This is a genomic window from Mycobacterium kyogaense, assembly GCF_003254575.1.
In the GTDB taxonomy this organism is placed as follows: domain Bacteria; phylum Actinomycetota; class Actinomycetes; order Mycobacteriales; family Mycobacteriaceae; genus Mycobacterium; species Mycobacterium kyogaense.
This window is the reverse complement of sequence record NZ_QJUA01000011.1, coordinates 41,405-67,407: the sequence shown is the minus strand read 5'-3', so window position 1 is coordinate 67,407 and position 26,003 is coordinate 41,405. Positions and strand designations below refer to the sequence as shown.

Genomic DNA, 26,003 nt, shown 5'->3' with positions numbered 1-26,003 from the left:
TCACGTCGAAGCCTCGGCGGGATCATCCTGTGATGCTGCTGTGACGAAAGTTGACAGTGGTTCTCCTGCGATTATTGTTGGCATTCTGGCCAGCCAGGTCAGCCCAGCCGTCGAAGGAGCCGCCCGTGCCGACTCCTACCGCAAACATTCGGCGGCGACTACGCGGCGCCGCGGCAGCGGTGGTCTGCGCCCTGGTGGCCGCCGGCGTCAGCGCGCCGAACGCCGCAGCGGCCAGCGCCCGTGAACTGCTCGCCACCGCGATCGCCACCACTAAGGGCTCGTATCTCGTCTACAACTTCGGGTCGGGGTTCCCCGCCCCCATGCTCGACGCCTCGGGTCGCTGGTACGAGATGGGCAACGGCGGCCGATTGATGATCATCAAAGCCGCCTCGTCGAGATTGGCGCCGCGGCTGCTGGCCGACTCCCACACCGGATTCCAGGCCCGCTGCGAGCGCGACCCCCGCGCCCGCACCGCCGAAGGCCTGCTGCAGGCGTCGGAAACCTACTCCCCGCTGCAGGCGTGGCAGGTGCTCGGCCAGCCGACGATCGCGATCAACGCGAACTTCTTCGACGTGCGCGGCCAGCAGGGCGGCTCGTGGAAATCGACCGGCTGCAGCTCGCCGCTGGGTGCCTACGTCGACACCACGCGCAATCTCGGCCGTACCAACGCCGCGGTCACCGGCACGCTGGCCTACGCCGGCAAGCAGGGCCTGTCGGGCGGCAACGAGAACTGGATGGCGCTGTCGACGATGGTCCTGCCGGTGCAGGGCGCACCGTTCGTGATACCGCCCAAGAGCGACAACGACTTCGACGCGGCCTCGCCGGTGATCGCCGGCCCGCTTGACAAGGGCACCCGGTTCGTCGCGGTGGCCGGCATGCACCTGCTCGCGCCCGGGGACACCGGCCAGATGAACGATCCCGGCCCGAGCGCGGCGCGCACCGCGATCGCCTACGTGCGCGACCGCGACGAGATGTACGTGTTCTCCGGCGGCAGCTACACCCCCGACCAGATTCAGGACCTGTTCCGCGGGCTGGGCAGCGACACGGCGGTCCTGCTCGACGGCGGCGGGTCGACGGCCATCGTGCTGCGCCGTGACACCGGCGGCATGTGGGCGGGCGCGGGCTCACCGCAGGGCTCCTGCGACACGATGGCGGTGCTGTGCGATTCGCACGAGCGGGCGCAGCCGGCGTGGCTGGCGTTCAACTAGGCCGCCAGCGCACTGCGGGCAGCCGCCAGCGTCTGGCGCTCGTAACCGGAACCGAACAGCACCATGTGCGCCAGCAGCGGGTGGAGCTGGTGCAGGCCGATTCTGTCGCGCCAACCCTCGGCCAACGGTCGCACCTGTTGATAGCCCTCGAGTACGGCGTCGTGGTGCGGACACCCGAACAGCTCCAGCATCGCCAGGTCCGTCTCTCGATGACCGCCGTGCGCGGCCGGGTCGATCACCACCACTCCGTCGGGCGTCCACATCACGTTGCCGCGCCACAGGTCACCGTGCAGCCGGCACGGCTCCTCGGATGGGTCGTCGAACACCCCTGCTGCACAACGGGATACGACTTCCTCGACAGCCTCGCGGGTGTCCGGTGTCACCCGCGCCCGCTCGAGCATCGGCATCAACCGGTGCTCCGCGTAGAAGCGTCCCCACGACGTGTCGTGGCTGTAGCTCATCGGCAGCGGCTGCTGCAACGGTCCGAAGAAGCCCGACGGCGCGGTCCATCCAGGCGGCGGCGCGCCGAAGCCGTCGGCACCTGCCGCGTGCGTGCGCGCCAGCCGGGCGCCGAACGTCCGCGCGGCCGCCCGCTCGGGCGGCACCGACGTCAACCGCTCCAGCGTGAGGGAGTGCTCGTCGACCGCCACCACCCGGACTGCCGGAACACCCCCGTCCGCGGCCGAAAGCCATTGCAGCCCAACGGCTTCGCACCGAAAGAACCCGTCAGGCGCATGCGCGTGACGTTTCACGTGGAACAAGCGTTTTACAACTGGGGAGTCAGGTCGAACGACGTGACCGTCGACATCCGGGTGATCCGCCACTCCCCGCCCTCACGCTTCATCGTCAGGCGATAGGACAGGTAGCGCAACGACGGGATGTTCTTGGTGACCGGGCTCGTCGAGATCGAGTTGGTGTACACGATCGCGGTGGCATCGGTCGGCGCAATCGAGGGCGACACACTCTCCACCGCCGCACCGACCACCTCGGTCGTGTTGGTGACCTGCGCCTGCTTGTTCGGCTCGACGATCGCGTCGATGTACTTGCGGTAATCGGCCGCGAAATCGCCGCCGAGGTACCTCGAGGCGCGGTCCGCCAGGGCGGGCATGTCGTCCGGGGTGTAACTCCACAGCGCGGTGATCGCCGCGGTCGCCGTGCGGGCGATCTCCAGCTTGGTCGTGTTCAGCGCCCGCTGCGCCAGATACGGCTGCACCATCGCGCCGGCGAAGGCTCCCCCACCGACGAACAGCACCGAGGCGACCACAGCGGCCGCGACCAGCCCGCGCCCCGCGGGGCGGTGCTCGACCATCCGGAACTCGTCCACGGCAGTCTCGTCGGCGGTCTCGTCTGCCGCGTCTTCCCCGGGATCGGTGTCCGGCTCGGATTCCGACGTGGTGTCGGCGTCCGACTCGGCCAACGCCGTATCGACTGCACCGGCTTCCGGCTTCGACGTCCGCGCCGCCTTACCGACCGGCCTCTTGGGCGCTTCGAGCGGCTCCTCCACCGCCGACGACTCGGGCTCGAGCCGCTCGACCATCTCTTCGGGCTCCGTCGCTGCGTCCGCGCGACGCCGGAAGAAGCGGCGCCGACGTGGCGACGGTGCGGGATCGGTGGGGGTCGCGGTTGCCGCGTCGTCGGTGGTCAGATCACCTGAATCAGGTTGCTGATCTTCCACTGCTGTCCTTCCTTGATCGTCGTGGCGATCCAGCGGCTGCCACTTTCGATCGTCGTCTTGCCGTCGGGCGTCGTCGAGGTCGCCTTGGTGGCGATCAGCACGTCGGCGCTGCCGTCGTCATTCCAGCGCTGCACACCCGCGGCGAGCACTGTGCCGGTGGTCGGTTCTCCGCGAGCCACTTGCAGCAGGATCTCGTTCTGCTTCTCCTTGAAGCTCTTCGCGAACTCGCCGGTGGCCTGAGCAGCGATCCGGTCGGCATAGGCGTTGGCGTTGAATGGATCCAGAGTCATGTACTCGGTCATGAACTCCCGGGTGTACCCCAACGCGGACGCCTCCCGTACGGCATCGGTCCGGTCGTGCTCGTGCCGGATCATCATCAGGGTGCTCGCCGTGATCGCCGCGGCGACCACCAGTGCCACCACCGTCGCCACCAGCGGAAGACCCCAGCGTCGCGGCCGCCGGGGTCGACTGCCGAAGAAGTCGGTCGCGGTGTCGTCGACCTTGCGCCGCGGACTCACTGGCCCGCCGGATTCATCTGCGGCTTCTTCAGCACGGTCAGGTTCGCCACTCGCCACTGACCGTTCGCCGCGCGGTCGAAGTCGGCACGCACCGTGGCCGTGATGAACTTCAGGGTCTTCGGATCGTCGCCGCGCTGCCCCTGCATCGCCAGCAGCATCGACGCCTGATCCGGCGTGACCGGCGGATCGGTGAGCACCGCATGGCTGACGGCCCAGTACTCGTTGGACTTGATTCCCGCCTTCTGCGCCGCCTGCTGCTGTGCGACCAACTGCTCACGGTAGGTGTCCGTGGTCAGCCCCTGCGCGCGGGCGAAATCGGCGGCCATGGTGTCAGCGCTGTAGCTCAGCATCTGCTCCACGATGCGCGGCCCCTGCTCGTCGATCTGGGCCCGCGCCGCATCGACCGCGCGCTCGTGTTTGTACACCGTCAGGTAGCCCAGCCCGGCGGCCGCCGCACACACCACCGCCACCGCGATCAGCACCACCGCGACCAGCCGCCGCACGTTGCGGGCCGGGCGCTCGACGACGACGACTTCGGTGCGCGCCAGCATGTCGGCGAACGTGCGGCGCCGGCGATCCCAGAGCGGCCACAGCCAGCCGACGAACACAGCCAGCATGTCCAGCAGATGCGCGAGCTCGCGCAGGGCGAGCCGCCCGATGCCCACGGGACCGCCGGCCCGGTCGCGCACCGCGATGCCACACAGGGCCCGCCCCAGCGTCCACCCCGTCGCGGCCGGAAGGACCAGCCGGTTGACCGCCGTCGCGAACAGCGCCACCGCGCCCGCGCCGGTGAACACCCAACGCGCCCAGCCGTCGGCGGGCGAGCCCAGCGCCAACAGCCCCATCGTGACGATCACGGCCACGCCCGGCAGGACGTCGACCAGCAGCGCGCCCGCCCGCGTCGACCACGAAGCACGGACCACCTCCGGCACGTCGGTGTCGGAGACGGAGTCGGTGGTGGGCAGAACCACGGTCACGAGGTGACCTGGTCGAGCTTGGCGATGCGGTACCGGCCCTCGTCGAACGCCATCGTCGCGCGCAGCCGGTAGCCGACCTGCTGATTGGCGGCTTGGGAGTTGGTGATCTTCACCCGGACGGCGACGAGCACGTTGATCGAGCCATCCGGATTGTGCCGCTCGACCGCGGCGCGCAGATCGTCGACGGCCACCTTCGCGTTGGCCGCCTGGTACGCCTCGGCGATCACGCTGCCGAACAGACCGGCCTGCACCCCGAAGTCGCCGGTCGAGCACTCCAGGATCTTCGACTGCGCCACCGTCATCGCCGCCGTGTCGGGGGCGTTCGTGGCCGCCACGCATTCCTTGGCGGCGGCCAGCGCGGCGTCATCGCTGCGGGCGATCGCCGCGCCACGCTGATTCGCCTTCCACGCGTAATAGCCACCCGCCGCTGCGCCACCGGCCAGGAGGAGCAGGGCCGCGGTCAGGCCGGCGACCCAGCGGGTGCCGAGCCGCGATTGCCGTCGCAGGTCCGTCGGTGCGTGATCGAGGGACTCCGCCTCGACCGTCGATTCTGGACCGACCGTCGAGTCTTCGCCGACCGTCGAGTCTTCGGCGACCGTCGTTTCCTCGTCGGCGGCGCCGTCCTCGGGGGTGTCGATGGGGGGGTTCAGCCGGCTGGTGCCAGCATCTCCTTCCATCCGTCATCTCCTGGGTTACTCGAGTTCTTCACGTTGTATCGGACTCCGTCGGGCCCGACGACCTCGCCGCTCTGCGGGCTGTACGCGGCGGTGCTGCCGGGCGGGCCCTGCGCGGGAGTGTAGATACACGGGTTGGGCTGTTGCCCGCTGCAGCTGACGGTACCCGAGCCCGGTCTGCTGATCGGATCGCTGACCGGTGAGGTGCTGAGCGGAGGCGGCAGCTGGTCGGCCGGCAACGGGTTCATGCCGTTGTTCACCGACGGCGCCGGAACCACCCGACCCGGAGTCACTCCCTGGTCGCACCGGGCGCCCGGAGCGGGGCAGGACAGGATCTGGTTGGGGTCGCCGTACCAGGGGTTGGTGCCCAGCGGCACGTAGGGCTCGTTGCTGTGGCACTCCTTCGGCGACGCCGCACGCTTGCCCGGCACATCCGCACACGGGTAGTTGCGGGCACCACGAACCACGTTGCCCTGGTAGTCCTTCGGGATCTTGCAGTAGGTACCCGTCGGAAGCGGCGCCATCGACGTGTCGGCGGGCGAGCGCCATTCCGACGCAGGCAGGAAGCCCGTCATACACGGCGGCGGCAGGTTGATCGACAGACCGAAGTGCAGCAGACCCTCGTTCTCGAAGATCGTGCCCGCCTGCGTCAGCGATGCCCCCTGCGGCAGGATCACCAGCGCCTGTTCGAGGCCCTTGTTGTAGCGCTTGAGCATGTCGATGACCACCGAGAGGTTGGCCAGCGTCTGCGGCAGCGAGTCGCGGACGTCGGAGAACAACGCGTTCACCTGATCCAGCGTGGGCGCCGCCTGCTGAAGGCCGCTGCGCAGCGCGCCGTCCTGCTCGGCGGTCTGGCTCGCGATGATGTTCAGGTTCCGCGACCACTGCTGGATCGCATCACCCGATTGCACCTGACTGTTCAGGATCGGCGCAGAGTTGGCGATGATGTCGTTGACCTGCGGCAGGTTGTCACGGAACCCCTGGGCCAGGTTCGTCGTCGACTCGACCAGACGCTGCAGCGACGGTCCGAGACCGCCGACCGCGGCCGAGGTCTCGGTCAGCAGCGAATCGATCTTCTCCTTGGGCAGCACGGCCAATCCGCGGTTGGCTGCGTCGAGCGCCGGTCCGACCTCCGCCGGGACGGTGCTCTTCGTGATCGTCTGGCCCGGGCTGAGGTACTGCTTGGTGTCCGCGGCCGGCACCAGATCGAGGTACTGCTCGCCGATCGCCGAGACGGAGTGCACCTCGGCCGTCACGTCGACCGGGATCTTGACGTCGTTGCTGATGCTCAACGTCGCCCGGGCGCCCTTCTCGGTCGGCTCGACCTCGGTGACCTTGCCGATCTGAGTGCCTCGATAGGTCACGTTGCCCGTGGCGTACAGGCCGCCCGAGCGCGGCAGCTCCGTGTAGAGCGTGTACTGCCCCACCCCGGCCAGGCTCGGCAGGCGCAGGTAGTACAGGCCCAACACGGCAACCGCCGCCACGGTGAGCACCGTGAAGATGACCAACTGGATCTTGATGAAGCGGGTCAGCATCGCTCACTCACCCCTTTCCACCAGCGGTCCGCCCGGTGCGTCGTGCGCGTTCGGGGTGAACCGCACATCCGGGATCATCGTGTTCGGGTCGCGGCCCCACGACTGCTCGAGGGCGCGCAGCATGCCGGAGACGCCGGTGCCGCTCAGGATGCCGTTGTCGATGGCCGACAGCGTCAGATCCACCAGGATCGAGACGTTGATGTAGTCACCGCGGACCACCTTCGGCACGTTCTCGATGCTGAACGGTGCCGTGAAGATCAGCTTCAGTGCGCCGAGCAGGTACGGTCCGGCCTTGCCCAGCTCCCGCAGCGGACGCTGCAGATTGGCCAGGTTGGTGTTCAGGTCACCGCTGGCCGGCGACAGGGCATCGTCGGCGGCGTTGCTGATCCGGCCCAACGCCTCGATCGCGTCGGCGAACAGATCCCGGGTGTCCGCGAAATGCTTGATCAGCGGCGGGAACTCGGTCAACACCTGGTCCAACGTGTCGTTGCGCTGCTCGACGATCGACAACAACCGGTTCGTCGAATCGATGGCCCGGGTGAGGTCGTCGCGCTGCTGGTTCAGCTGATCGGTGAACGTGTCGACCTTGCCCAGGAAATCGCGGATCTGATCGGACCGGCCGTTGAGGACGTTGAAGATCTCGGTCTGGATCGTCTCCAGGTTCGAGACCCCGCCGCCGGTGAGGATCGAGGCGATGCTCGCCAGCACGCGCTCCGTCGTCGGGAATGCCGACGCGTTCTTCAGCGGAATGGTGTCGCCGGTTTCGAGTTTCTCCGGGGACGGGTCCGGCGGTGCGTCGAGTTGCACGTGCTGCGAACCCAGCAGACTGGTCTGACCGATCTTGGCCAGCGTGTTCTTCGGCAGCTGCACCGTGTTGTCCAGGTCCAGCGTGAGCGTGGCGACCCAGTTCTTCAACTCGATCGACCGCACCCGGCCGACGTACACGTCGGCCACGCGCACCCGGCTGTTCACGTTGAGCGCCAACGTGTCCGGCATCTGCACGTAGATCGTCGTGTGGTCGGGTCCGGTCCCGGGCCCGCCCGGGAGCGGCACGTTCGCGATGCCCTTCCACGAACCGCACGAGGTCAGCACCACGGCTGCCGCGCCGAGCGCCACAGCGCGTCGGCTCAAAGTCGCCATACGTCCCACGTTCAGCCTCCCGACTCAGCCGGCAGCAATGGTCCCGACGGTGCCGCCGCAGGCGCAGGCGCGGGGCCAGGCGCCGCCGGCGAGATCGCCCCCAGCGGATCACCCGGGATGACACCCGGTGCGGGTGCCGGCGGGGGACCCGGCTGCGGGTACCACGGCGGGGGCAGCGGGTTGTTCTCGTTGTAGGCATTCGGCGGGCCGGGCAGCCGGCCGTTGTTCACACCGAATGCGGGCGGAGCCGGCGGAGCGACGATGTCGGGGCCACCCATCAACTCGGACAACGATTCCGGGGTCAGCATGTTCTGGGTGAACGGCTGCACCTCGACGCCCTGCATTCCGGGCGCGACGACCCAGCCGGGCTCGTGGTTGCCGTGGGAGAACAGGGTGTCCCTGGAGAAGATGCCGGGCACGGTCGTGTCCTTGTATCCCGGCGGCGGCTGCAGCCGGGGCTCGGAGTACGCGATCTGCTTGGGCAACGTCATCGCCGCCTGCAGCTGGTTCGCACCGAACGGCAGGTAGTTGAACTTGATCGCGTCCAGGATTGGGCCCAGGTACTGCGCGCACAGCTCGGAGGACTCCTGATAGCCGAGGCGGCTACCGGCCTGGATCGCGCTGCAGATGAACTGCATCGGGTTCGCGAAGTTGTTGATCACCGGCATACCGACGATGCCGCCCGAGTTCGGTGCCGAGATGTTCACGACGTTGGCACCCAGGTTCGGGAACACGTGCAGGCCGGTCTCCAGACCGTCACGAGGCTCCGGCTGCAGGATCGCGTTCGTCACATCGGCCAGGTTGTCGACGTCGTGCGCCAGCACCTCGCCGTTCTTACCGATGAAATCCCTTGTCGTGGCGAGCAATTGGTTCAGGTCCTGCAGTGCGTTGGCCACCTCGCGGTCGGTGTTGGTGAACGCGTTGGTGAACTTGGCGAGGTCGTTGTTGAGCGCCACGAACTGCTGATCGCTCTTGTAGAGCGCGTTGACGAACAGCGCGAGGCTCTTGACGACGCTGAACAGGTCACCACGGCCCTCGTTGAGGGCGTACAGCGCGTCCGAGAGGCCCTTGAGGGTCTTGTTCAGCTGCTCACCCTTGCCGGCGAAACCGTCGGCCGCGGACTCGATGATGTCGCCGAACGGCCCCTTGGGCTGTTCCTTGGTCGGTCCGAGGTCGGTGAGCAGTTTGTCCAACGAATCGCGCAGATCGTCGTACTCGACCGGCACCTGCGTGCGATCGAGATTGATGACGGCGCCGTTCTCCAGCACGGGCCCGCCGGTGTAGGGCGGAGCGAGCTGGATGGTGCGGGAGGCCACCAGGCTCGGGTTCAGGATCGAGGCGGTCGCGTTGGCGGGGACCTTGAACTTCTTGTCGTAGTTGAAGGTCACCTTCATCTTGTCGCCGTCGGGCTCGATCGCCTCGATCTTGCCGACCTGCACCCCCATGATCTGGACCTTGTCCCCCGGATACAGCGCCAGGGTCTGGGTGAAGTAGGCGGTGACGGTGTTCTTCGTCAGCCGCTGATAGGCCTTCCAACCGAAGAAGGCGGCCACGATCGCGGCGATCAGCACCACGGTGCCGATCACCAGTGCCGTTCGGGATACGCCCGGCCTCTTCAGGTTTCGGATGTTGAAGATCGTCGACATCTAGCTCTGCACCCCCTTAACCTTGCGAGCCCGGCGGCAGGAACGGCGGATTGCCCGGCAGCAGCGGCTGGCCCGCCGGGGCCGGCTGCGGACCCGGACCGGGCGGCGGCGGCGGTCCGTTGAGGGCCGGCGGCAGCGGCGCGATGCCGGGAGTGAAGTCCGGCGCCGACGGCTGCGGCGCCAACGGCACCGTGCGAGCCCCGGGCGGGGCAGGCGGCAGCGGCGGCATCGCCCCGGGCACGTTCGGGGACAGCTGACCCGGGATCGCGGCGGCCGGCACACCCGGAGCGGGCTGCGGCCCGTTCGGGTTCGGCGCCGACGTCGCGACGTTGGGACCCTGGCCTTCGTAGTTCGGGCCGTACGGGTTGTCGCCGTAGGGGCCGACGGACAGACCGGCGCACGGGAGCGGATTGGCCGGGCTGGGCAGGCCGTCCGCGGGCGGGGTGTACGAGCACGGCGAGCCGGCCACGACAGCTGGTCCCGCTTGACTGTCCGGGGTGCCTTCGAGCGGGGTCGGCGCCGGCGGCGGCGCGCCGTTGGTGAAGCCGGTGCCGTTGGGGTCCGGGAACCGGAACGCGGGCAGACCGGCGTTGCGCCAGAACTGCTGGGGATCGATGCCGCGCTTCTTGAACGCCGCGTCGACATAGGGCTGCAGAATCCAGTACGGCGCTAGGTTGGCCAACATCACCTTGAAGTAGGGCCCCGACGCGATCGCCTCACCCAGCGACGCGGTGAACTTCGAGAGCGTGGTCAGCACGTCGACGAGATCGAACTTGCGCTCGTTGAGCACGTCGCTGATGGTGCGCAGCTGCTCGAGCACATGGTTGAGGTTCGGGTTGTCGTCGATGAAGCCCTTGACCTGGGTGGAGAACTTGCCCACCCGCTCCAGCAGCTGGCTGACGGCGTAATTGCGCTCGTTGACCGCCGCGAGCAGCGTCTGCGCGTTGACGAACAGCGCGTTGATCTGCTCGCTGCGATTGCCCAGCACGCCGGCCACGCGGTTGGCGTTGCTCAGCAGCTGCTTGATCTGGTCGTCACGCTTGCCGATGGTGTCGGAGAAGCGGGCCACTCCGTCGAGCGCGGCGGACAGGTGGGGGTAGGTCTGGTCGATCGTCTCCGACAGCACGTTGAGCGAGTCGCGCACCGTCTTGGTGTCCCAGCCGGATGCGGAGTTGCTCAGGTCGTTGAACGCGTCGTAGATCTGATACGGCGTCGAGGTCTGGCCCAGCGGCAGGACGCCGTTGGCCTGCAGTGGCTCATCGCCACGCGGCTCGATCTCGATGTTGCGGCGGCCCAGGATCGTGTCGGTCCGGATCGAGGCACGGCTGCGGGTACCGATCTCGGTGCCGCCGAGCCCGAACCCGATCACGACCTTGTCGCCGGAGATCTCCGTCGACCGCACCAAACCGACGTCGACGCCGGCGATGCGCACCTTGTCCCCGCTGTTGATGCCGCCGGTGTCGGAGAACTCGGCGTAATAGGTGGGTGTCGCGAACAGCATCGGCACGCTGGTGAAGCTCTGCCCGACACCGATCACGACGATCAGCAGGATGACGCCCATCAACCCGCTGCGGACGCGGTTGGAACCCTCGAGGACTCTCATTGCGGTGTGCACCTACCCGAGGGCTGGCTCCACACCTTGACCGTGCGCACCGGCCCACCGGGCTGGAGCCCGTTGAGCTTGAGCGTCACGTCGCAGGCGTAGAAGTTGAAGAAGTCACCGTAGATGCCGCCCGCCCGGCCGATGATCTTCAGCGCGGTCGGGACGCGGACCAGCAGGTCGTTGAGCTGATCCTTCTGATCGACCAGCGGCTGCTGGAGGATCTCGAGCTTGCTGGTGGTCTGCTGCAGCAGTGGCCGGTTGTCGGCCAGCAGGTCGGCGATCGTGCCGGCGGCATCGCTGATGTCTGCCACCGACTTGGCGATCGGATCGGCCCGATTCTTCAGTCCGGTGATCAGGGTCTCGAAGTTCTTGACCGTGTCGTCGAACTGCTGCTGGTGCTTGACCGTGGTGGCCAGCACGGTGTTCAGGTTGTTGATCACCTCTCCGATCGCCTGGTCCCGATCGGCCAGCGCGGACGTCAGCGACGCGGTCTGATCCAGAATGTCGTTGATGGTGCCGCCCTGACCCTGGAAGACCGTCACGATCGACTGCGCGATCGTGTTGACCTTCTCCGGATCGAGCGACTGGAACACCGGGCGGAAGCCGCCGATCAGTGCGTCGAGGTCGAGGGCCGGCTCGGTGCGCTCGACCGGGATCGTGCCGCCGGGCTGCAGCCGGGTGTTGCTGTCACCGCGCTTGAGCTCGAGGTAGCGGTCACCGATCAGGTTCAGGTAGCGGACCGATGCGGTGGTCTCGTCGAACAGATCGAGTGAGCGGTCCACGTCGAAGTCGACCTGGGCCTTGCTGCCCCCGTCGATCAGCTTCACGTCCTTGACCTTGCCGACCTCCACGCCCGACGCACGGACGAACTGCCCGGAGCGCAGGCCGCTGGTGTTGGTGAAGATCGCGGAGTAGCTGTTGGTGCGGTCGAAGCGCATCTGCCCGAACACCACGATGATGAGCGCGGTGAACAGCAGCAGCACCAGGGAGAACGCCCCCAGCTTGATCGCGGTTCCGGTGATTTTCATGGGTTGATCGTGTGCTCCCCGACTTGGCGGCCCCAGACGTACTCGGTGAGCAGCGGCTGGCCCAGTTCCAGGTGGTTGTACGGCGCGATCGACGCTCCGGTGTCCATCACCAGGTACGGCGACGGCCACAGATCGCGGGTGACGGGCTGCCAGCAGCCGGGGCGGCCCTCGGGCCCACCCTTGGCGTTCACCCGCGGCAGGTTGTCGGGATAGACGTAGGCGTTACCGGCGCCCAGCCCGATCAACTCCGAGTGGGTGCGCAGCGAGTAGCCGTTACCGCCCAGCGAGGCGGCGACCTTCGGCTCCACGTCGTGGTAGTTGCGGATGGTGCAGAACAGCGCGGGGCTGTACTTGTCCAGCAGCGCCGAGGTGGGCACCAGGTCCTTGAGGCCGCGCTGCAGGTACGGGCCGCCGCGCTCGAAGATGTCGCCGCCGTTGTTGCCGAATCCGACCGCGGCCATCAACGCCTGGTCGACGTTGCCCTGCTGCTCGTTGAGGGTGCGCGCGGTGGTCACCGCGTTCTGCAGGCCGTCGAACAGGTCGGGTGATGCATCGGCGTACACGTCGGCCAAGTCGGCGAGAAGCTGGTTGTCGCGGCGCAACTGCGGCATCTGCGGGTTGATCTCGTCGAGGATCTGATTCCCGTTGACGATCGACTGACCGAACCGGTCGCCGAGCCCGCTGAGCGCCTGTGCCGTCGCGGTCAGCGTCTGGTTCAACTTGATCGGGTCGACCTGACCGGCAACCGACACCACGGTCTCGAACAGGGTGTTGAACTCGGTGGTGACCTTGGTGACGTCGATGACGTCGGAGCTGTTGATCCGCTGCGGGGACGGATTGTCCGGCGATGAGAACGACACGTACTTGTTGCCGAACACCGTCGTCGCGCTGATGTCGGCGGTGACGTTCTGCGGGATCAGGCCGAGGTACTTGGGGTCGACCTCGAGCAGGATCTTCGCCCGCGGCTCCTCACCGACGGTGACCTGCTCGACCTCGCCGACCCGGCCGATCTCGACACCGTTGTAGGTGACCTTGGCGCCCGGGTCCATGGACAGGCCGGACCGGGCGGCCATCATCGTCAGCTGCGTGCGTGGGAGGAAGTCCCCGCGGAACTGGAAGAAGACCAGCACCAGGACGACGATCGCCACGAGTGCCATGACGAGACCCGCGAGCTTGTACGGCGGCGTGCGCTTGGTGTTCATGGGTGCGGTCATGGCTACACCGTCAGGTTGAAGTTCGGATCGACGCCGTAGAGCGCCAACGAGGCGAACAGGACCACACAGACGATCGCGATGAGCGAGGCGCGCATCGACCGGCCGACAGCCTCACCGACGCCGACCGGACCGCCGCTGGCGTAGAAGCCGTAGTAGCAGTGGTTCAGCATGACGATGACCGAGATGATGACGGCCTGGACGAACGACCAGAACACGTCGTCGGGGCGCAGGAACGTGCGGAAGTAATGCTCGTAGGTTCCGGTCGACTGCCCGTAGATCAGCGTCGTCGTGACCTGCGCCGAGATGAAACTCATGATGATCGCCATCGCGTACAGCGGGATGATGACCACGAAGCCGGCCACGATGCGCGTCGACACCAGGTAGGAGATGGACTTGATGCCCATCACCTCGAGGGCGTCGATCTCTTCGCTGATGCGCATGGCGCCCAGCTCCGCGGTGGCGCCGGCGCCGACGGTGGCTGCCAGCGCCTGCCCGGCGACGACCGGAGCGGCGATCCGGACGTTGATCAGCGCCGCGAAGAAGCCGGTGAACGCCTCGACACCGATGTTGCCCAGTGATGCGAAGCCCTGGATGGCGACCAGTGAGGATCCCGACAGGGTGACGAAGCCGACGATGGCGACGGTGCCACCGATGACGGCCATGGCACCGGTGCCCATGCCGATCTCGGCGACCAGGCGCAGCATCTCTTTGCGGTAGTAGCGGACGGCGTGGCCGATGGAGCCGACCGCGGTGACCACGAACCAGGCGACGTGGCCCATCGAGTCCAGCCCGCGGGCGGGCGCACCGGCCACCTTCTGAGCGGTGGCGACTCCGCGGGGGAACCGCGAGCGCAGGACAGCGCCAGTGGACATGTCAGCTCCCCGTTCCGAATTTGACGCCGATGGTGGTCAGCACCACGTTGACGGCGAACAGCGCGATGACGCACAGCACCAGCGTCTCGTTCACCGCGGTTCCGACGCCCTTGGCGCCGCCGGCGCAGGTGAGCCCGCGGTAGCAGCCGACCAGCCCGGCGATCAGCCCGAAGGTGAGCGCCTTGATCAGCGAGATGAGGACCTCGGGCAACCCGGTGACCAGGGTCAGCGTCGACACGTAGGCACCGGCCGACACGTTCTGCAGATACACACCGAAGACGAAGCCGCCGACCAGGCCGATCGTGATGACCGCGCCGTTGAGCAGCATCGCGACGAACGTGGAGGCGATCACGCGGGGCACCACCAGGCGGTGGATCGGGTCGATGCCGAGCACCTCGAGGGCGTCGATCTCCTCGCGGATGGTGCGGGCGCCGAGGTCGGCGCAGATCGCGGTGGACCCGGCGCCGGCGACCACCAGCACGGTGACCAGCGGGCCGAGCTGGGTGACCGCACCCAGGGCCGCACCGGCGCCGGAGATGTCGGCCGCGCCGAACTCGGTGAGCAGGATGTTCAGCGTGAAGATGAGCAGCACCGTCAGCGGGATGGACACCGCGACGGTGGGCAGGAACGCGACGCGCAGCAGGAACCAGCTCTGCAAGATGAACTCGCGCCACTGGAACGGCGGCCGCAGCAGGGCCTTGCCGACCAGCACGCACATGCGGACGAATCCGCCGACCGCTGTCAGCGCGGGCCTGACCTGATCGCGCACGTAGCCCGTCAGGTTGGAATTCGTCGTCACCGCGAAGTCCCCGCGACGCAATCGTCGGAGATGTAGCGCACCGGCAGCACCTGTCGCACGCTCCCTTCCAGCCCCGACCCCAGACGTGTGAGCCACGTCTTACTACCGGTCGGTAGTAAGACGGACCACCGGACTGTACCCGATGTCAGGGACGCCGCGTACCGCATCGGCGGGATTGCGCACTCAACCGTTAGCACTGGCTCCCCCTACCTGTTGGCCTCACTGCTGCCCCGTCGAAACCGTTGTCCGCGTGGAACTTTCGTCGGCGTCAATCTCAGACTCCGTCGCTGGGGTGTATCCGAAGCGATTCCGCAGCTCCGTCTTGAGCACCTTGCCGGCCGGGTTGCGGGGCAGCGTCTCGATGATTTCGAGGACGCGGGGGTGCTTGTAGCGGGCCAACCGCTCGGTGAGGAACGCGTCGAGGTCGGCCAGCGACAGCGGCGCGTTCCCAGCCGATGTCAGCGAAGTTCGCAGGGCTACCACAGCAACGGGCACCTCCCCCCACTTCGGGTCCGGGCGGCCGATCACGGCGGCCTCGGCGATGTCCGGGTGTGCGGCGAGCGCGTTCTCCACCTCGGCGCAGTAGATGTTCTCCCCGCCGGAGATGATCATGTCCTTCTTGCGGTCGACGACCCAGATGTAGCCCTCGGCGTCCTGCCGAACCAGATCCCCGGAGTGAAACCAGCCCCCGGCGAAGGCCTCCGCGGTGGCGTCGGGGTTGTTCCAGTAGCCGGCCATCAGCGTCGGGGCGCGGTAGACGATCTCGCCGACCTGGCCCACGGGCACGTCGTTCATCTCGTCGTCGACGACGCGGGCCGACACCGTGGGAATCACCTTGCCCACCGAGCCGAGCTTGCGCAGCGCGTCCTCGCCCAACAGCATGCAGGTCACCGGCGACATCTCCGTCTGCCCGAACGCGGCGAGGATGGCCGCGCCCGGGAACGTGTCGGCCATCTCGCGCAGCAGCGTGTCCGAGGCGGGTGCGGCGCCCCAGGACAACACCCGCAGCGTCAGGTCGCGCGGACGAGCGCGCTGCGCGGCGCAGACCGCCTGCCACTGGGCCGGCACCAGGAAGATGCCCGTCACCTTCTCCGCGGCGAGCACGTCGAGAAGCTGGTCCGGGTCGAAGGCGCCGAGCGGGTAGAGCACGGTCGGCCGGCCGAGAAGCAGTCCGACGATCGTGTTGCCGACACCCGCGATGTGGAACAGCGGCACGCCGACGAACCCGATGTCGCGGTTGAGGTCGGCGCCGTTGGTGAACAGGTGGGTCATCGCCTGCCCGGCCAGGTTGTTGTGGGTGAGCACGGCACCCTTGGGCCGGCCGGTGGTGCCGGAGGTGTACATGATCAGCGCCGGCGAGTCGTCCGGCACGTCGACGGCCGGACACGACGCGTTCTCGGCGAGCAGGTCCTCGTACCCGAGCACCCCCTGTCCGGTCTCGCCGCCGGCGACGACGACCGTCTGCAGCGTGGCGTCCAGGTCACGCACCGCGGTCGCCACACCGGCGAGGACGGGTTCGGTCACGACGATCGACGCGCCGCAGTCCGAGACGAGGAACGCGATCTCCGGCGGCGTCATCCGGAAGTTCACCGGAACCGCGATCGCGCCGAGCTTGTTGACCGCGATCGTCGCCTCGATGAACTCCGGCCGATTGAGCATCAGGATCAGCACGCGGTCCCCGGCGCCGACGCCTCGTTGATGCAAGGCCCCGGCCAGGGCGGTGACGCGGCGATCGAGCTCGGCCCAGGTGGTGGTGGCGCCGAGGAACCGCAGCGCGGTGTTCTGCGGTTGCATCAGCGCGTGCCGGGAGAGCTGATTGGCCCAGTTCTGCCTGCGGGCCAGATACGGCTGCTCCAGATCGGATGTCACCAGGATCGCTCCGTCGTCCTTCGAATTCGTGAGTTGCGCGGTGATGATATTTGATCAAACATTGTGTTGCCTGGGTCACACTATGGCCAAGGCGCCGTCGGGACAACCCGTCGCGCACCCTCGGGGGAAGGGCGTCATCGCCATGTCAGCTCCGGCCGGTCTCCCGCCGTCCGGCAGGGTTCGGCGGGAACAGCTGTCCGACGAGGTCGCCGGCCGGCTGCGCACGGAGATCGTGACCGGCGCGCTGCGCCCGGACACCTTCGTTCGGCTCGACGAGACCGCTGCTCGCCTCGGTGTGAGCATCACCCCCGTGCGCGAAGCCCTGCGGACGCTGCGGGGCGAGGGCATGGTCGAACTCGAGCCACATCGGGGTCACCGCGTGGTGCCGCTGTCGCGCACCGATATCGAAGACATCTTCTGGATGCAGTCCACGATCGCGCGGGAACTGGCCGCCACCACGACCTTGCGTATCACCGAATCCCAGATCGACGAGCTCACCGAGCTCAATGCCAAGCTGGCCGATGCCGTGCACCGGGACGACGCCGATGGCATCGTGGCGGCCGAGTTCGCATTCCACCGCGCCGTCAACCGTGCCTCCGGACGGATCAAGCTGGCCTGGTTCCTGTTGCACGCCAGCCGCTACCTGCCGCCGCACGTGTTCGCCTCGGACCCCCGCTGGGGCGCTGACGTGGTGGCCGGTCACGAGGTGCTGATCGACGCGCTGCGCAGGCGCGACGTCGCCACGGTGACGCGCCTGACCGAGGACCAGTTCACCGACGGATTGGCGCGGCTTTTGGAATACCTCGACGGAGTCGGTCTGTGGGGGTCTTCTCCCTAAGTCGCAGCCAGCTGTTCGGCACGCGTTTTCAGGTTCCCGGCGAGATAGTCGAGGGTGTCGCCGATCGCCTTCTTCACCATCGGTTTCGGCAGCGGCAGGGTGGTCTCGACGTCGAGGTCCACGGTGAGCAGCGACGTCGGCCCCATGGCCACCACGGAGAACTTCTGCTCCTGCTTCTCGAAGTGATCGCCCTGCTGCAGCATCGTGAAGATCTGGTTCTCGCCCGGGTAGTAGACCGCGGTGATGAACGTGCCGGCCTGGCCCTGCACGACCACGTCGAGACGCAGCTGGCTGGGTCTGCCGTCGGGGTAGCGGGCGAGGACCCAGCAGCCCTTGATCTCCTCGTTCCACTGCGGGTACGCCTCGAAATCGGCGACGATCGCCATGATCGACTCGGCGGGGGCTGCGACCTCCACGGTTTTACTCACCAGCGGCATCGGGTGAGCATAGCGACTTCGCACTCACCTCATACCGGCGTGGCGATGCCCTCCCGGCGCAGCGCGGGAACGACGAGCGCCCTCAGTTCCCGGCCGACCTCGAACTGCTTGCCGGGCAGGGTGCGCGCCACCATCTGCACGTTGATCGTGTCCACCTGGATGCTTTCGACGCCCATCACCTGGGGCTCGTCGAGCAGCAGGTGCGCGAGGCGATCGGTGCGCAGCGCCTGTGCCGACACGTCGCGCAGCACGTCGTTGACAGCGACGATGTCCGCGGTCGCGGGCAGCGGGATGTCGATGACGGCGCGCGCCCAGTCCTTGGACAGGTTCAGGGACTTGACGATCGTGCCGTTGGGGATCGTGTAGACCTCCCCGTCACCGGTGCGCAGCCGGGTCACCCGCAGCGTGACCGCTTCGACCGTGCCGCGCGCGGTGCCGCCGCCGGTGATCGTCAGCTCGACCAGATCGCCGAAGCCGTACTGCTTCTCGGTGATCACGAAGAATCCGCTGAGGAGATCGCCGACGATGCGCTGCGCACCGAATCCGAGCGCACCGCCGAGCACAGCGGCCGGGGCGACGAGCGAACCGATCGGGAAACCCAGTCGGGCCGCGACGTCGAGCGCGACGCCGGTGTAGAGAAGCGTGATCGCCACCGAAGCGAGCACGGACACCAGGGCCTGACGATGTCTGGAGCTCTGCGAATGCTCGGCGTCGTCGCGGGTTCCCAACCGGCGGCTGACGCGGCGGGCGATCGCACGGATGGCCCGGGTGACGAGCACGGCGAACACGACGACGAGCGCGATGTGCAGTCCGGTGGTGAGCAGCCACCGGATGACGGTGTCGATCAGCGCCCGGCGCTCCGCGTCGTCGGCGGAAGCAGCGCCAGCGCGGCAACGTATCCGTGCCGCGGAGCGGCGGCGGGGTAACCCGCGCGCACGTAGGCGCGCGCTCGCGTGAGGATCCGTGGGGCCTTCATGGCCGCATGGTCTACCCCGGAGCGGGTGCCCCCAAACCCAGGGCGGTCTTGAGGTCCCGTGCGTTGCGGACGGCGTTGCCGCCGAGATCGTTGTTGAAGTAGACGAGAACATCGCGGCCCTGGGCGTCCCATTCCCGTACCCGGTCGGCCCACCAGCGCAGGTCGTCGCCGCTGTAGGAGCCGCCGTAGAGCGCGCCGGGGTCCGGGCCGTGCAGCCTCACGTACACGAACGGCGCCGTCGCGCGCAGGACGCACGGCAGTCCGGAGCCGCTCATCACCACGTAGGCCGCCGCGTGCCGTTCCAGCACGTCGAACGCGGCCGCCGACTCGTGCCACGACGGATGCCGGAATTCGACGGCGACCGGGATCGCGGCCGGCATGACGTCCAGGAAGTGATCGAGCCGCTGGAGTGTCTCCGCGTCGCGCTCCATCGTCGGCGGCAGCTGCACCAGCAGCGGGCCGGCACGGTCGCCGAGCTCGCCCCACCCGCGGTGCAGCCGCTCCACCCAGATCTCGGGGGACCTCAGGCGGCGTGCGTGCGTCAGGCCCCTGGGCGCTTTGACGGCCATCAGGAACCCGGGCGGGACCTGGTCACGCCACCGGGCGAACCAGGCATCCGGCGACCACCGGTAGAAGCTGCCGTTGAGTTCGACGGTGTCGAACTCGGCGGCGTACCGCCCCAGGCGCTGCGCTGCCGGCAGCCCTCGTTCGTAGAGCACGCCGATCCAGTGGTTGTAGGACCACCCCGAGGTGCCGACGCGGATCGTCACGCCTGCGCGGGTACCCCGCCGTTTCATGATCAGCACCGTTTGAAGTTCACGGCATCGGAAATCGCTACGCCGTGACCGCGACGAGGTCGGACTACCGACCGCTGCTTCAGGAGCTGCTGTTCGCCTACGGGCCGTGCGGCCAGGAGGACGCGGTGCGGGACGTCTGCCGGCGAGAGCTCACCCCGCTGGGCACGATGTATCCGGGCAACTTCGGCCTGGGAGCGGTCGCCGTGCTGGGCCGGCACACGACGGTGTGCGGGGTCCTCGCTCTGGGCTCCGAGCACACCACCCAGGAGAGCCCCCGGATCTGGCGGACGAAACCGGACCAGGGCGGCAAGGCCTTGGATTGGCCCGACGTGTACGTCTTCACCGGACTGGACGCGGACGGGCTGCGCCAGGCCGGCATCGAGCCGGGCACCCGCGTGTGCGTCGACCGGACCAGACGTACCGCCGTCGACGTCGGTGACGACTATCTCGGCTGCTACTTCCTGGATGACCGTGCCGCCGTCACGGCGCTGCTGTGCGCCGCCCGCGAGCTGCGCGCCGGACCCGCGCCCGCGGACGATGTGTACCTGGTGTTCACCACCGACGAGGAGGTCGGCGGGGTCGGGGGTGGCTACGCCAGCCGAACGCTGCCGGGTGAGCTGACCCTGGCGCTGGAGGTCGGCCCGACCGAACCGGAGTACGGCACGCGGGTCAGCGGCGGTCCGATCGTCGCCTACAGCGACGCCCTGTGCGTGTACGACAAGGCTGTGGCCGACCGATTGATGGACGTCGCCGACGAGTTGGGGCTCGCACCGCAGGCCGCGGTGCTGGGCGCCTTCGAATCCGACGCATCCCACGCGAAGGCGAACGGGCACACTCCCCGGGCCGGACTGCTGTGCCTGCCGACGCTGAGCACGCACGGCTACGAGGTGATCGCAAAAACCGCGATTCCCGCGATGGCCGCCGTGCTGCGCGAGTTCCTGCGTCGGCCGTCCGGCTAGGCGCCCGAGCTGGCCTGGGCCTGGTCCACGCCGAGAGGGGTGGTCTCCCGCACCGCTTCGTCACGGATGAGGCCACGCAGCAGCGCTGTGCTGAACTCGACGGCGATCTCCTGGGCGGTGCGGCGGCCGTGTGGGCGCAGCCAGCGGTAGGACCCCAGGGTCATCCCGATGTAGCCGAGCGCGAGGACGTGGGAATCGCACTCGTAGAACTCGCCGCTGGCGATGCCGCGGTCGATGACGTCGCGCACGTGCTCGTAGACCTGGGTTTCCTTCTCCCGGATGTAGGCCACCTGCTCCTCGGTGAACCACTCGGTGATGTAGGGGCCCTCTTGGAAGTACACGGCGGCGCGTTCGATGTCGCCGGCGATCCCGACCAGCAGGCGCCGGGTGAAGTGGTAGATCGTCTCGCGTGCCGACGCCGACGGATCGTCGTGGAGTGCGCCGACGGTGAAGTCCGCGGCACCCTTGTAGATGTCGTAGAGGATGAGCGACTTGCTCGCGTAGTAGTGGTAGACGGTCGCCTTGTTCAGCCCGACGGCGTCGGCGACGTCGTCCATCCGGGTGCCGTGATATCCGCGTGCGGCGAACAGCCGGGTGGCCACAGACAACAACTCTTCGCGCCGGGACATCCCGTTGCCCGCGCCGGACGGCACAGCGGTCTCAGACATGGTGACTCACTCTAAAAGGGACCGACCGGCCCACGCTCCACTAACTGGTTGGTTCAGTCTAGGTGGTTGCCCTGTGACCGCGGTCTCGTCCGGTCTAGACTCGTCGCAAGCGTGCACGCCAGCCCGACGGAGGTATTGCGGTGGACCCGAATCCCGATTACGACGCGAGCGACGAGCTCGAGTACGGCATCAACTGGTTCGCCTGGATCCTGCGCGGCGTGTACCCGCCACCGGCGTACCCGCCGGTCTAGTCCGCCGCCACCATTCGCCCAAACCGACGTTTGGGCGCAATCGTGCGAGTGAGTCGCACCATTTCGTCGAGTTCGGCACGGCTCCAGAGCACCGCCGCTGACACATGGCCCCGAATGTCGGCGACCCAGTCTCGCGGCGGCACCGGCTCACGGTCGGGTGGCCACAGCAGCGGACGGTCGACACGCACCAATTCCGCGCCGGGCGTGGGCCACATGTCCTCGGAGTAGCGCTCCCCGCACTTGCGGCATCGCACCTCGTAGCGCATCCCGTGCGGAACGGATTCGATGAAGACGTAGTCCGCCATCGACACGCACCGCGGACATCTCGCCAGACCTCGCTCGACCACCATGCTCACGCCGATCATCGTGCGGCTCACAGGCCAGTGGGCGCACCGGTCCGGTCGATGTCGTTGCGGGATCGGTGCCGTTTCGAGACCCAGCCTCAGGATCGTCAGGCCGCTGCGGCTTTGACCGCCCGGCCGACCTCGGCGCGCAACCGGCCGTACTCCGGGGATCGCCGCAATTCGTCGGGATCGACACCCGAGCGCGGCAGGTCCACCGGGATGTCCAGCGCGACCTGCCCCGGCCGGCGGCTGAGCACGATGATCCGCGAGCCCAGGAACGCCGCCTCGTCGGCGCTGTGCGTGACGAACACGGTGGTGCGACCGGATTCGGCGCTCACCGCTCGCACGTCCTCCTGCAGCCGCTCACGCGTTAGCGCGTCGAGCGCGGCGAACGGCTCGTCGAGCAGGAACAGCGGTGTCTCCGCGGCGAGTGCCCGAGCGATCGCGACTCGTTGCTGCTGACCGCCGCTGATCTCCCAGATGCGGCGATGTGCCATGCCGGACAACCCCACCCGGTCGAGCAGTTGTTCGCGCCGCTCGGCCCGTCGCTCACGCGGCACCTTCGCGTAGGTGAGCGCCAGCTCCACGTTGCCGCCCACGGTCCGCCACGGGAACAGCCGCGGCTGTTGGAACACCACGCCCGCGCTGACGCCGGGACTCGGTGGCGCACCGCCGATCTCGACCGAGCCCTGGGTCGGCGTCTCGAAGCCGGCGAGCAGTCGCAGCAGCGTGGACTTGCCACACCCCGATGCGCCGACGAGTACGACGAAGGAGCCGGGCTCGATGGTCAGATCGACCGGGCCGACCGCAGTCACCGCGTTCCGGCCGCTGCCGTATCGGTGCGAGACCGCGTTGACCCGGATCGCCGTGTCAGTGGTCGCGGTCATGGAGCGAGAACATCCGGCAGACCCTTGGTGTAGATCGCATCCTGGAAGGTCTGCAGGTTGGCCGCCGACGGGATCTGCTTCTGCTCGGCGAGGAACTGCGACGCGCTCTGCAGGTTCACCGCGATGTTGCCCGGCTTTCCCTCTGCGCCAAGCCATTCCGGCGACGCAACCTGTTGGGGCGTCAGGTACACGCCCTGCTTGAGCTGCCCGGCGACCGCATCCGGGGTCAGCCCGATTTCGGCGGCGATCGCCGTGGCGGCTGCCTGGGGATCGCTCTGGATCAACGACAGCGCACGCGCCTCCTGCTGACGCCAGACGTCGACGACGTCTGAGTGCTTGGCTGCGAAATCGTCGGAGACGGCGCCGAGGTCCAGGGTCGGCTTCCCGTCCTTGGCCAACTGGCGGCTGGTGATCAGGTCCTTGCCGGTCTTGCGCAACTCGTCCAGCGTCGGCAGCCAGGTGTAGGCCGCGTCGATGTCACCGCGCTCCCAGGCCGCGAGGATGGCCTGCGGTTGCAGATCGACGAGCTGAACGTCGTTGGGCGACAACCCGTTCTGGTTCAATGCTGCGAGTAGGCTGTAGTGCGCGGTCGACGCGAACGGTGTGCCGATGCGCTTGCCCTTCAGCTGGGCGATCGTGTCGACGCCGCTGCCGTTGCGGGCGACCAGCGCCTCGTTGTCACCCGCGACGTCGAGCACGAACGCCACCTTGTAGGGGATGTTGAGCGGAGCCGAGAGGCCGCGCGCCACCGGGCTCGACCCCAGCGCGCCGAAATCGAGTTCCTTGGCGATGAACGCGGTGTTGACGTCGGCGCCGGAGTCGAACTTCGTCCACTTGATGTTGTAGTCGGGCAGCGCGTCCTCGAGCCAGCGCTTGTTCTTGACGATCAGGTCACCGCTGGGGAAGGCCTGGTAGCCGATGCGGATCGTCTCCTTGGACGCATCCTGACCGCTGTTGTCGACCGAGCAGCCGCTCAGCGTCAGCACCGAGATCAGTGCCGTGATCAGCACGGCCAGTGACCATTTCAGCTTCATACTTTTCCTCTCCAGGGGACTGCGCGCCGCTCCAGGGCACGCAGAAGACCGTCGATGACCAGACCCGAGAAGCCGATCGCGAAGATGCCGACCAGCACGACGGGGGTGTTGTTGTAGTTGCTCGCGTCTTTGACGAGGCCGCCGATCCCGGGAATGCCGTTGAACAGCTCCGCGGCGACCACCGACGAGTACGCCATCCCGACGGCCAGCCGAATCCCGGTGAACGTCTCGGGCAGGGCCGACGGGATGACGACGTCGCGGATCACCTGCCGCCGTGTCGCACCGAGAGCGCGGGCGGCTTCCTGCAGCGCGACGGGCGCGGCGACGACGGCGGCCGTGGTTGCCACGGCGGCGGGCGGTAGGGCCGCCAGTGCCAGCAGCGTGATCTTGGGTGCCTCGTCGATGCCGAGCCAGATGATGAGCAGGAAGAAGTAGGCCAGCGGCGGCAGCGCCCGCAGGAACGTCAACCACGGTTCCAGCACGGAACGCAGCCAACTCACCGAGCCCATCAGCAACCCGAGCACGACGCCGAGCGCCACGCCGATCACGACGCCGGCGAGCACCCGGCGCAGGGTCATGTAGAGGTGCTCCCACAGCAGGTATCCGGCGTAGCCGCGGGTCCCGTCGTGCGTCGTGGAGACGTCGAGGAAGGCGCGCCACACCGTGGCGGGGTAGGGCACGAACGTCTGGTTCCAGATGCCACTGGCCGCGGCGAGCTGCCACACCACGCCGAAGACGACGACGGAGAGGAGCGGCAGCGCGGCCCGGGTCAGCCGGGACCGCCACCGACCGCCGCGCGGGCGCGCATCGACGACCGGGGTCGCGGTCTCGGCACCCTCGGGCGTGATGTCGACGAAAACAGACACCGGCAGATGCTGACGGACACGTCAGCTTCTGAGAAGCGCTGTGCTCAGCGCGAAGTTAAGTGCTGTTCACCAGGTGAGCACGGGTTTGACGACATCGCCGCTGTGCTGTGCCGCCAGGGCGTCGTTGACCTCGGTGTGCGGAAACGCCGTGATCAGCCGGTCGATCGGCAGCCGACCGTCGGCGTGCAGCTCGAGCAGCCGTGGGATGAACGTCACAGGTACCGAGTCGCCCTCCAGGCAGCCGTGCACAGTCTTGCCGCGCAGCACGAGGTCCCGCAGGTCGATCGCGGGCACCCCGGCGCCCAACCCGACCGCCACCGCCGATCCGCCGACGGCCAGTGCGGCGACGGCGTCGGCGAGGACGTCAGGACGGCCCGTGGTGTCCAGGGCGTGGTCGGCGCCTCCGCCGGTGAGATCGCGCACGGCGCCCACGACGTCGTCGCCGGGCGCCAGGCTGGCATGCGCTCCGAGGCTTTCGGCGAGGGCGCGGCGCTGCGGGGACGGTTCGATCACCACCACGGTCTGCGCATCGGCGGCCAGCGCGGCCAGCAGTCCCGCCAAACCGACTGCGCCACCGCCGAATACGACCACCGAACTGCCCGGGCGCGGTCGCATCAGGTTGAGCACCGCACCGGCCCCGGTCTGGAAGCCGCACCCGAGTGGCGCCGCCACCACGGGATCCACGTCGGCGCCCACCACCACGGTGTTGTCCGGCGTGCTCAAGGCGTAACCCGCCAGGCTGGACTGACCGAAGAAACCGTCGAGCACCCGGGTATCATCCGCCGTCACGCGCGCCGATCCATCGGCGCGTTGTCCGAAACCGTTGAGGCGCAACGCGTCGCGGCAGTACGCCGGTCTGTCTGCCACGCAGTTGCGGCAGCGGCCGCAGGACCGGAACGTCAGCACGACCCGGTCGCCGGGCCGTACCCCGTCGACCGCTTCACCCACCGCTTCGACGGTCCCGGCGCCCTCGTGACCGAGCAGCACCGGCCGGTCTGCCGCTCCGACAGCCCGATTCACCAGGTCGGTGTGGCAGATGCCCGACGCCTCGATGCGCACCAGGATCTCGTGACCGCGCGGTTCGTCGACGTGAACCTCGGTCAGGACGAAGGGATCGGCGGGGTCGTAGGACAGTGCCGCAGTCGTCGTCGGCATCAGAACATCAGCCGTCGAACAGCGGGAAGTGGG

The 26,003-nt window shown here is 68.2% G+C and carries 27 protein-coding genes and 1 pseudogene; 4 read left to right on the top strand and 24 right to left on the bottom strand.

Annotated features, from left to right (window positions below):
* The first annotated feature begins 125 nt into the window (after nucleotides 1-125).
* A complete protein-coding gene (locus DMB80_RS10630) occupies nucleotides 126-1,208 on the top strand; it encodes a phosphodiester glycosidase family protein (RefSeq protein WP_111509823.1) in 1,083 nt (360 codons plus the stop codon).
* On the opposite strand, the gene DMB80_RS10625 is transcribed toward DMB80_RS10630, so the two are convergent.
* The 14 genes from DMB80_RS10625 to fadD5 form a co-directional block, all read right to left on the bottom strand.
* Complete coding sequence (locus DMB80_RS10625; protein ID WP_111509822.1) at nucleotides 1,205-1,969, bottom strand: fructosamine kinase family protein; 765 nt, start codon at nucleotides 1,967-1,969, stop codon at nucleotides 1,205-1,207. The two genes, DMB80_RS10630 and DMB80_RS10625, sit on opposite strands and share 4 nt — an antisense overlap.
* Before the next feature lie 5 nt (nucleotides 1,970-1,974).
* Entirely contained in the window at nucleotides 1,975-2,883 is a 909-nt protein-coding gene (locus DMB80_RS10620; RefSeq protein WP_111509821.1) for a mammalian cell entry protein, read from the bottom strand.
* The gene (locus DMB80_RS10615; protein ID WP_111509820.1) at nucleotides 2,850-3,401 is read right to left on the bottom strand and encodes a mammalian cell entry protein; all 552 of its coding nucleotides are present in this window, start codon (nucleotides 3,399-3,401) and stop codon (nucleotides 2,850-2,852) included. The genes DMB80_RS10620 and DMB80_RS10615 overlap by 34 nt, the downstream gene beginning before the upstream one ends.
* On the bottom strand, nucleotides 3,398-4,378 hold the full coding sequence (locus tag DMB80_RS10610; RefSeq protein ID WP_111509819.1) for an RDD family protein: 981 nt from the start codon (nucleotides 4,376-4,378) through the stop codon (nucleotides 3,398-3,400). Before DMB80_RS10610 ends, DMB80_RS10615 begins: the two co-directional genes overlap by 4 nt.
* On the bottom strand, nucleotides 4,375-5,055 hold the full coding sequence (locus tag DMB80_RS10605) for a hypothetical protein (protein ID WP_111509818.1): 681 nt from the start codon (nucleotides 5,053-5,055) through the stop codon (nucleotides 4,375-4,377). The genes DMB80_RS10610 and DMB80_RS10605 overlap by 4 nt, the downstream gene beginning before the upstream one ends.
* Complete coding sequence (locus tag DMB80_RS10600; protein ID WP_111509817.1) at nucleotides 5,025-6,587, bottom strand: MCE family protein; 1,563 nt, start codon at nucleotides 6,585-6,587, stop codon at nucleotides 5,025-5,027. The genes DMB80_RS10605 and DMB80_RS10600 overlap by 31 nt, the downstream gene beginning before the upstream one ends.
* Before the next feature lie 3 nt (nucleotides 6,588-6,590).
* Entirely contained in the window at nucleotides 6,591-7,727 is a 1,137-nt protein-coding gene (locus DMB80_RS10595) for a virulence factor Mce family protein (protein WP_111509816.1), read from the bottom strand.
* Between the two features lie 11 nt (nucleotides 7,728-7,738).
* The gene (locus tag DMB80_RS10590) at nucleotides 7,739-9,373 is read right to left on the bottom strand and encodes a virulence factor Mce family protein (protein ID WP_111509815.1); all 1,635 of its coding nucleotides are present in this window, start codon (nucleotides 9,371-9,373) and stop codon (nucleotides 7,739-7,741) included.
* 16 nt (nucleotides 9,374-9,389) lie between these two features.
* Nucleotides 9,390-10,976: a virulence factor Mce family protein gene (locus tag DMB80_RS10585; protein WP_048424914.1), complete on the bottom strand. Its 1,587-nt coding sequence runs from the start codon at nucleotides 10,974-10,976 to the stop codon at nucleotides 9,390-9,392.
* Entirely contained in the window at nucleotides 10,973-12,004 is a 1,032-nt protein-coding gene (locus DMB80_RS10580) for a virulence factor Mce family protein (protein ID WP_048424913.1), read from the bottom strand. The genes DMB80_RS10585 and DMB80_RS10580 overlap by 4 nt, the downstream gene beginning before the upstream one ends.
* Nucleotides 12,001-13,218 (bottom strand): MCE family protein, encoded by a 1,218-nt coding sequence (locus DMB80_RS10575; protein WP_111509814.1) that lies wholly within the window; start codon nucleotides 13,216-13,218, stop codon nucleotides 12,001-12,003. The genes DMB80_RS10580 and DMB80_RS10575 overlap by 4 nt, the downstream gene beginning before the upstream one ends.
* 2 nt (nucleotides 13,219-13,220) lie before the next feature.
* Nucleotides 13,221-14,090: an MlaE family ABC transporter permease gene (locus DMB80_RS10570; protein ID WP_048424911.1), complete on the bottom strand. Its 870-nt coding sequence runs from the start codon at nucleotides 14,088-14,090 to the stop codon at nucleotides 13,221-13,223.
* Nucleotide 14,091: 1 nt separating this feature from the next.
* On the bottom strand, nucleotides 14,092-14,889 hold the full coding sequence (locus tag DMB80_RS10565; RefSeq protein WP_048424910.1) for an MlaE family ABC transporter permease: 798 nt from the start codon (nucleotides 14,887-14,889) through the stop codon (nucleotides 14,092-14,094).
* A 219-nt stretch (nucleotides 14,890-15,108) separates the two neighbouring features.
* A complete protein-coding gene (gene fadD5, locus DMB80_RS10560; RefSeq protein ID WP_276131533.1) occupies nucleotides 15,109-16,758 on the bottom strand; it encodes a fatty-acid--CoA ligase FadD5 in 1,650 nt (549 codons plus the stop codon).
* A 142-nt stretch (nucleotides 16,759-16,900) separates the two neighbouring features.
* Between fadD5 and DMB80_RS10555 the strand changes: the two genes are divergently transcribed.
* Nucleotides 16,901-17,596, top strand: a complete 696-nt coding sequence (locus DMB80_RS10555; protein WP_111509876.1) for a GntR family transcriptional regulator — start codon at nucleotides 16,901-16,903, stop codon at nucleotides 17,594-17,596.
* On the opposite strand, the gene DMB80_RS10550 is transcribed toward DMB80_RS10555, so the two are convergent.
* The 4 genes from DMB80_RS10550 to DMB80_RS10540 are packed head-to-tail and all read right to left on the bottom strand — an operon-like array spanning nucleotide 17,593 to nucleotide 19,779.
* A complete protein-coding gene (locus tag DMB80_RS10550) occupies nucleotides 17,593-18,033 on the bottom strand; it encodes an SRPBCC family protein (protein ID WP_111509812.1) in 441 nt (146 codons plus the stop codon). The genes DMB80_RS10555 and DMB80_RS10550 overlap by 4 nt on opposite strands.
* A 29-nt stretch (nucleotides 18,034-18,062) precedes the next feature.
* A complete protein-coding gene (locus DMB80_RS10545; RefSeq protein ID WP_240431119.1) occupies nucleotides 18,063-18,881 on the bottom strand; it encodes a mechanosensitive ion channel family protein in 819 nt (272 codons plus the stop codon).
* Nucleotides 18,878-19,009: a DUF3349 domain-containing protein gene (locus DMB80_RS28530; protein WP_236728532.1), complete on the bottom strand. Its 132-nt coding sequence runs from the start codon at nucleotides 19,007-19,009 to the stop codon at nucleotides 18,878-18,880. The genes DMB80_RS10545 and DMB80_RS28530 overlap by 4 nt, the downstream gene beginning before the upstream one ends.
* A gap of 11 nt (nucleotides 19,010-19,020) precedes the next feature.
* Nucleotides 19,021-19,779, bottom strand: coding sequence for a DUF72 domain-containing protein (locus DMB80_RS10540; protein ID WP_111509875.1), 759 nt, complete (start codon nucleotides 19,777-19,779; stop codon nucleotides 19,021-19,023).
* 71 nt (nucleotides 19,780-19,850) lie between these two features.
* Here DMB80_RS10540 and DMB80_RS10535 point away from each other — a divergent pair, with 71 nt between their 5' ends.
* Nucleotides 19,851-20,765 carry a M20/M25/M40 family metallo-hydrolase gene (locus tag DMB80_RS10535; RefSeq protein WP_111509810.1) on the top strand — a complete coding sequence of 305 codons (915 nt, stop codon included), beginning with the start codon at nucleotides 19,851-19,853 and terminating at the stop codon, nucleotides 20,763-20,765.
* Here DMB80_RS10535 and DMB80_RS10530 read toward each other — a convergent pair.
* Complete coding sequence (locus tag DMB80_RS10530) at nucleotides 20,762-21,418, bottom strand: TetR/AcrR family transcriptional regulator (RefSeq protein ID WP_420812165.1); 657 nt, start codon at nucleotides 21,416-21,418, stop codon at nucleotides 20,762-20,764. The two genes, DMB80_RS10535 and DMB80_RS10530, sit on opposite strands and share 4 nt — an antisense overlap.
* 149 nt (nucleotides 21,419-21,567) lie before the next feature.
* Between DMB80_RS10530 and DMB80_RS28345 the strand changes: the two are divergent.
* Nucleotides 21,568-21,684 (top strand): annotated as a pseudogene (locus DMB80_RS28345) (CAP domain-containing protein); the annotation flags it as partial.
* Here DMB80_RS28345 and DMB80_RS10525 read toward each other — a convergent pair.
* The 5 genes from DMB80_RS10525 to DMB80_RS10505 form a co-directional block, all read right to left on the bottom strand.
* Nucleotides 21,681-22,034 (bottom strand): hypothetical protein, encoded by a 354-nt coding sequence (locus DMB80_RS10525; protein WP_240431118.1) that lies wholly within the window; start codon nucleotides 22,032-22,034, stop codon nucleotides 21,681-21,683. The pseudogene DMB80_RS28345 and the gene DMB80_RS10525 overlap by 4 nt on opposite strands.
* Nucleotides 22,035-22,135: 101 nt before the next feature.
* Nucleotides 22,136-22,915: an ABC transporter ATP-binding protein gene (locus DMB80_RS10520; protein ID WP_111509809.1), complete on the bottom strand. Its 780-nt coding sequence runs from the start codon at nucleotides 22,913-22,915 to the stop codon at nucleotides 22,136-22,138.
* A complete protein-coding gene (locus tag DMB80_RS10515) occupies nucleotides 22,912-23,949 on the bottom strand; it encodes a taurine ABC transporter substrate-binding protein (RefSeq protein WP_111509808.1) in 1,038 nt (345 codons plus the stop codon). The genes DMB80_RS10520 and DMB80_RS10515 overlap by 4 nt, the downstream gene beginning before the upstream one ends.
* Complete coding sequence (locus tag DMB80_RS10510; RefSeq protein WP_111509807.1) at nucleotides 23,946-24,815, bottom strand: ABC transporter permease; 870 nt, start codon at nucleotides 24,813-24,815, stop codon at nucleotides 23,946-23,948. The genes DMB80_RS10515 and DMB80_RS10510 overlap by 4 nt, the downstream gene beginning before the upstream one ends.
* 66 nt (nucleotides 24,816-24,881) lie before the next feature.
* On the bottom strand, nucleotides 24,882-25,970 hold the full coding sequence (locus DMB80_RS10505) for an NAD(P)-dependent alcohol dehydrogenase (protein WP_111509806.1): 1,089 nt from the start codon (nucleotides 25,968-25,970) through the stop codon (nucleotides 24,882-24,884).
* Nucleotides 25,971-26,003 lie beyond the last annotated feature (33 nt).

Coding starts and splice junctions, on each gene's coding strand:
- DMB80_RS10585 (WP_048424914.1), bottom strand. CDS start 10,976: ATGAGAGTCCTCGAGGGTTCCAACCGCGTCCGCAGCGGGTTGATGGGC.
- DMB80_RS10575 (WP_111509814.1), bottom strand. CDS start 13,218: ATGACCGCACCCATGAACACCAAGCGCACGCCGCCGTACAAGCTCGCG.
- DMB80_RS10525 (WP_240431118.1), bottom strand. CDS start 22,034: ATGGTGGTCGAGCGAGGTCTGGCGAGATGTCCGCGGTGCGTGTCGATG.
- DMB80_RS10505 (WP_111509806.1), bottom strand. CDS start 25,970: ATGCCGACGACGACTGCGGCACTGTCCTACGACCCCGCCGATCCCTTC.
- DMB80_RS10590 (WP_111509815.1), bottom strand. CDS start 9,373: ATGTCGACGATCTTCAACATCCGAAACCTGAAGAGGCCGGGCGTATCC.
- DMB80_RS10580 (WP_048424913.1), bottom strand. CDS start 12,004: ATGAAAATCACCGGAACCGCGATCAAGCTGGGGGCGTTCTCCCTGGTG.
- DMB80_RS10555 (WP_111509876.1), top strand. CDS start 16,901: ATGTCAGCTCCGGCCGGTCTCCCGCCGTCCGGCAGGGTTCGGCGGGAA.
- DMB80_RS10550 (WP_111509812.1), bottom strand. CDS start 18,033: ATGCCGCTGGTGAGTAAAACCGTGGAGGTCGCAGCCCCCGCCGAGTCG.
- DMB80_RS10515 (WP_111509808.1), bottom strand. CDS start 23,949: ATGAAGCTGAAATGGTCACTGGCCGTGCTGATCACGGCACTGATCTCG.
- DMB80_RS10600 (WP_111509817.1), bottom strand. CDS start 6,587: ATGCTGACCCGCTTCATCAAGATCCAGTTGGTCATCTTCACGGTGCTC.
- DMB80_RS10520 (WP_111509809.1), bottom strand. CDS start 22,915: ATGACCGCGACCACTGACACGGCGATCCGGGTCAACGCGGTCTCGCAC.
- DMB80_RS28530 (WP_236728532.1), bottom strand. CDS start 19,009: ATGAAGGCCCCACGGATCCTCACGCGAGCGCGCGCCTACGTGCGCGCG.
- DMB80_RS10605 (WP_111509818.1), bottom strand. CDS start 5,055: ATGGAAGGAGATGCTGGCACCAGCCGGCTGAACCCCCCCATCGACACC.
- DMB80_RS10570 (WP_048424911.1), bottom strand. CDS start 14,090: ATGTCCACTGGCGCTGTCCTGCGCTCGCGGTTCCCCCGCGGAGTCGCC.
- DMB80_RS10595 (WP_111509816.1), bottom strand. CDS start 7,727: ATGGCGACTTTGAGCCGACGCGCTGTGGCGCTCGGCGCGGCAGCCGTG.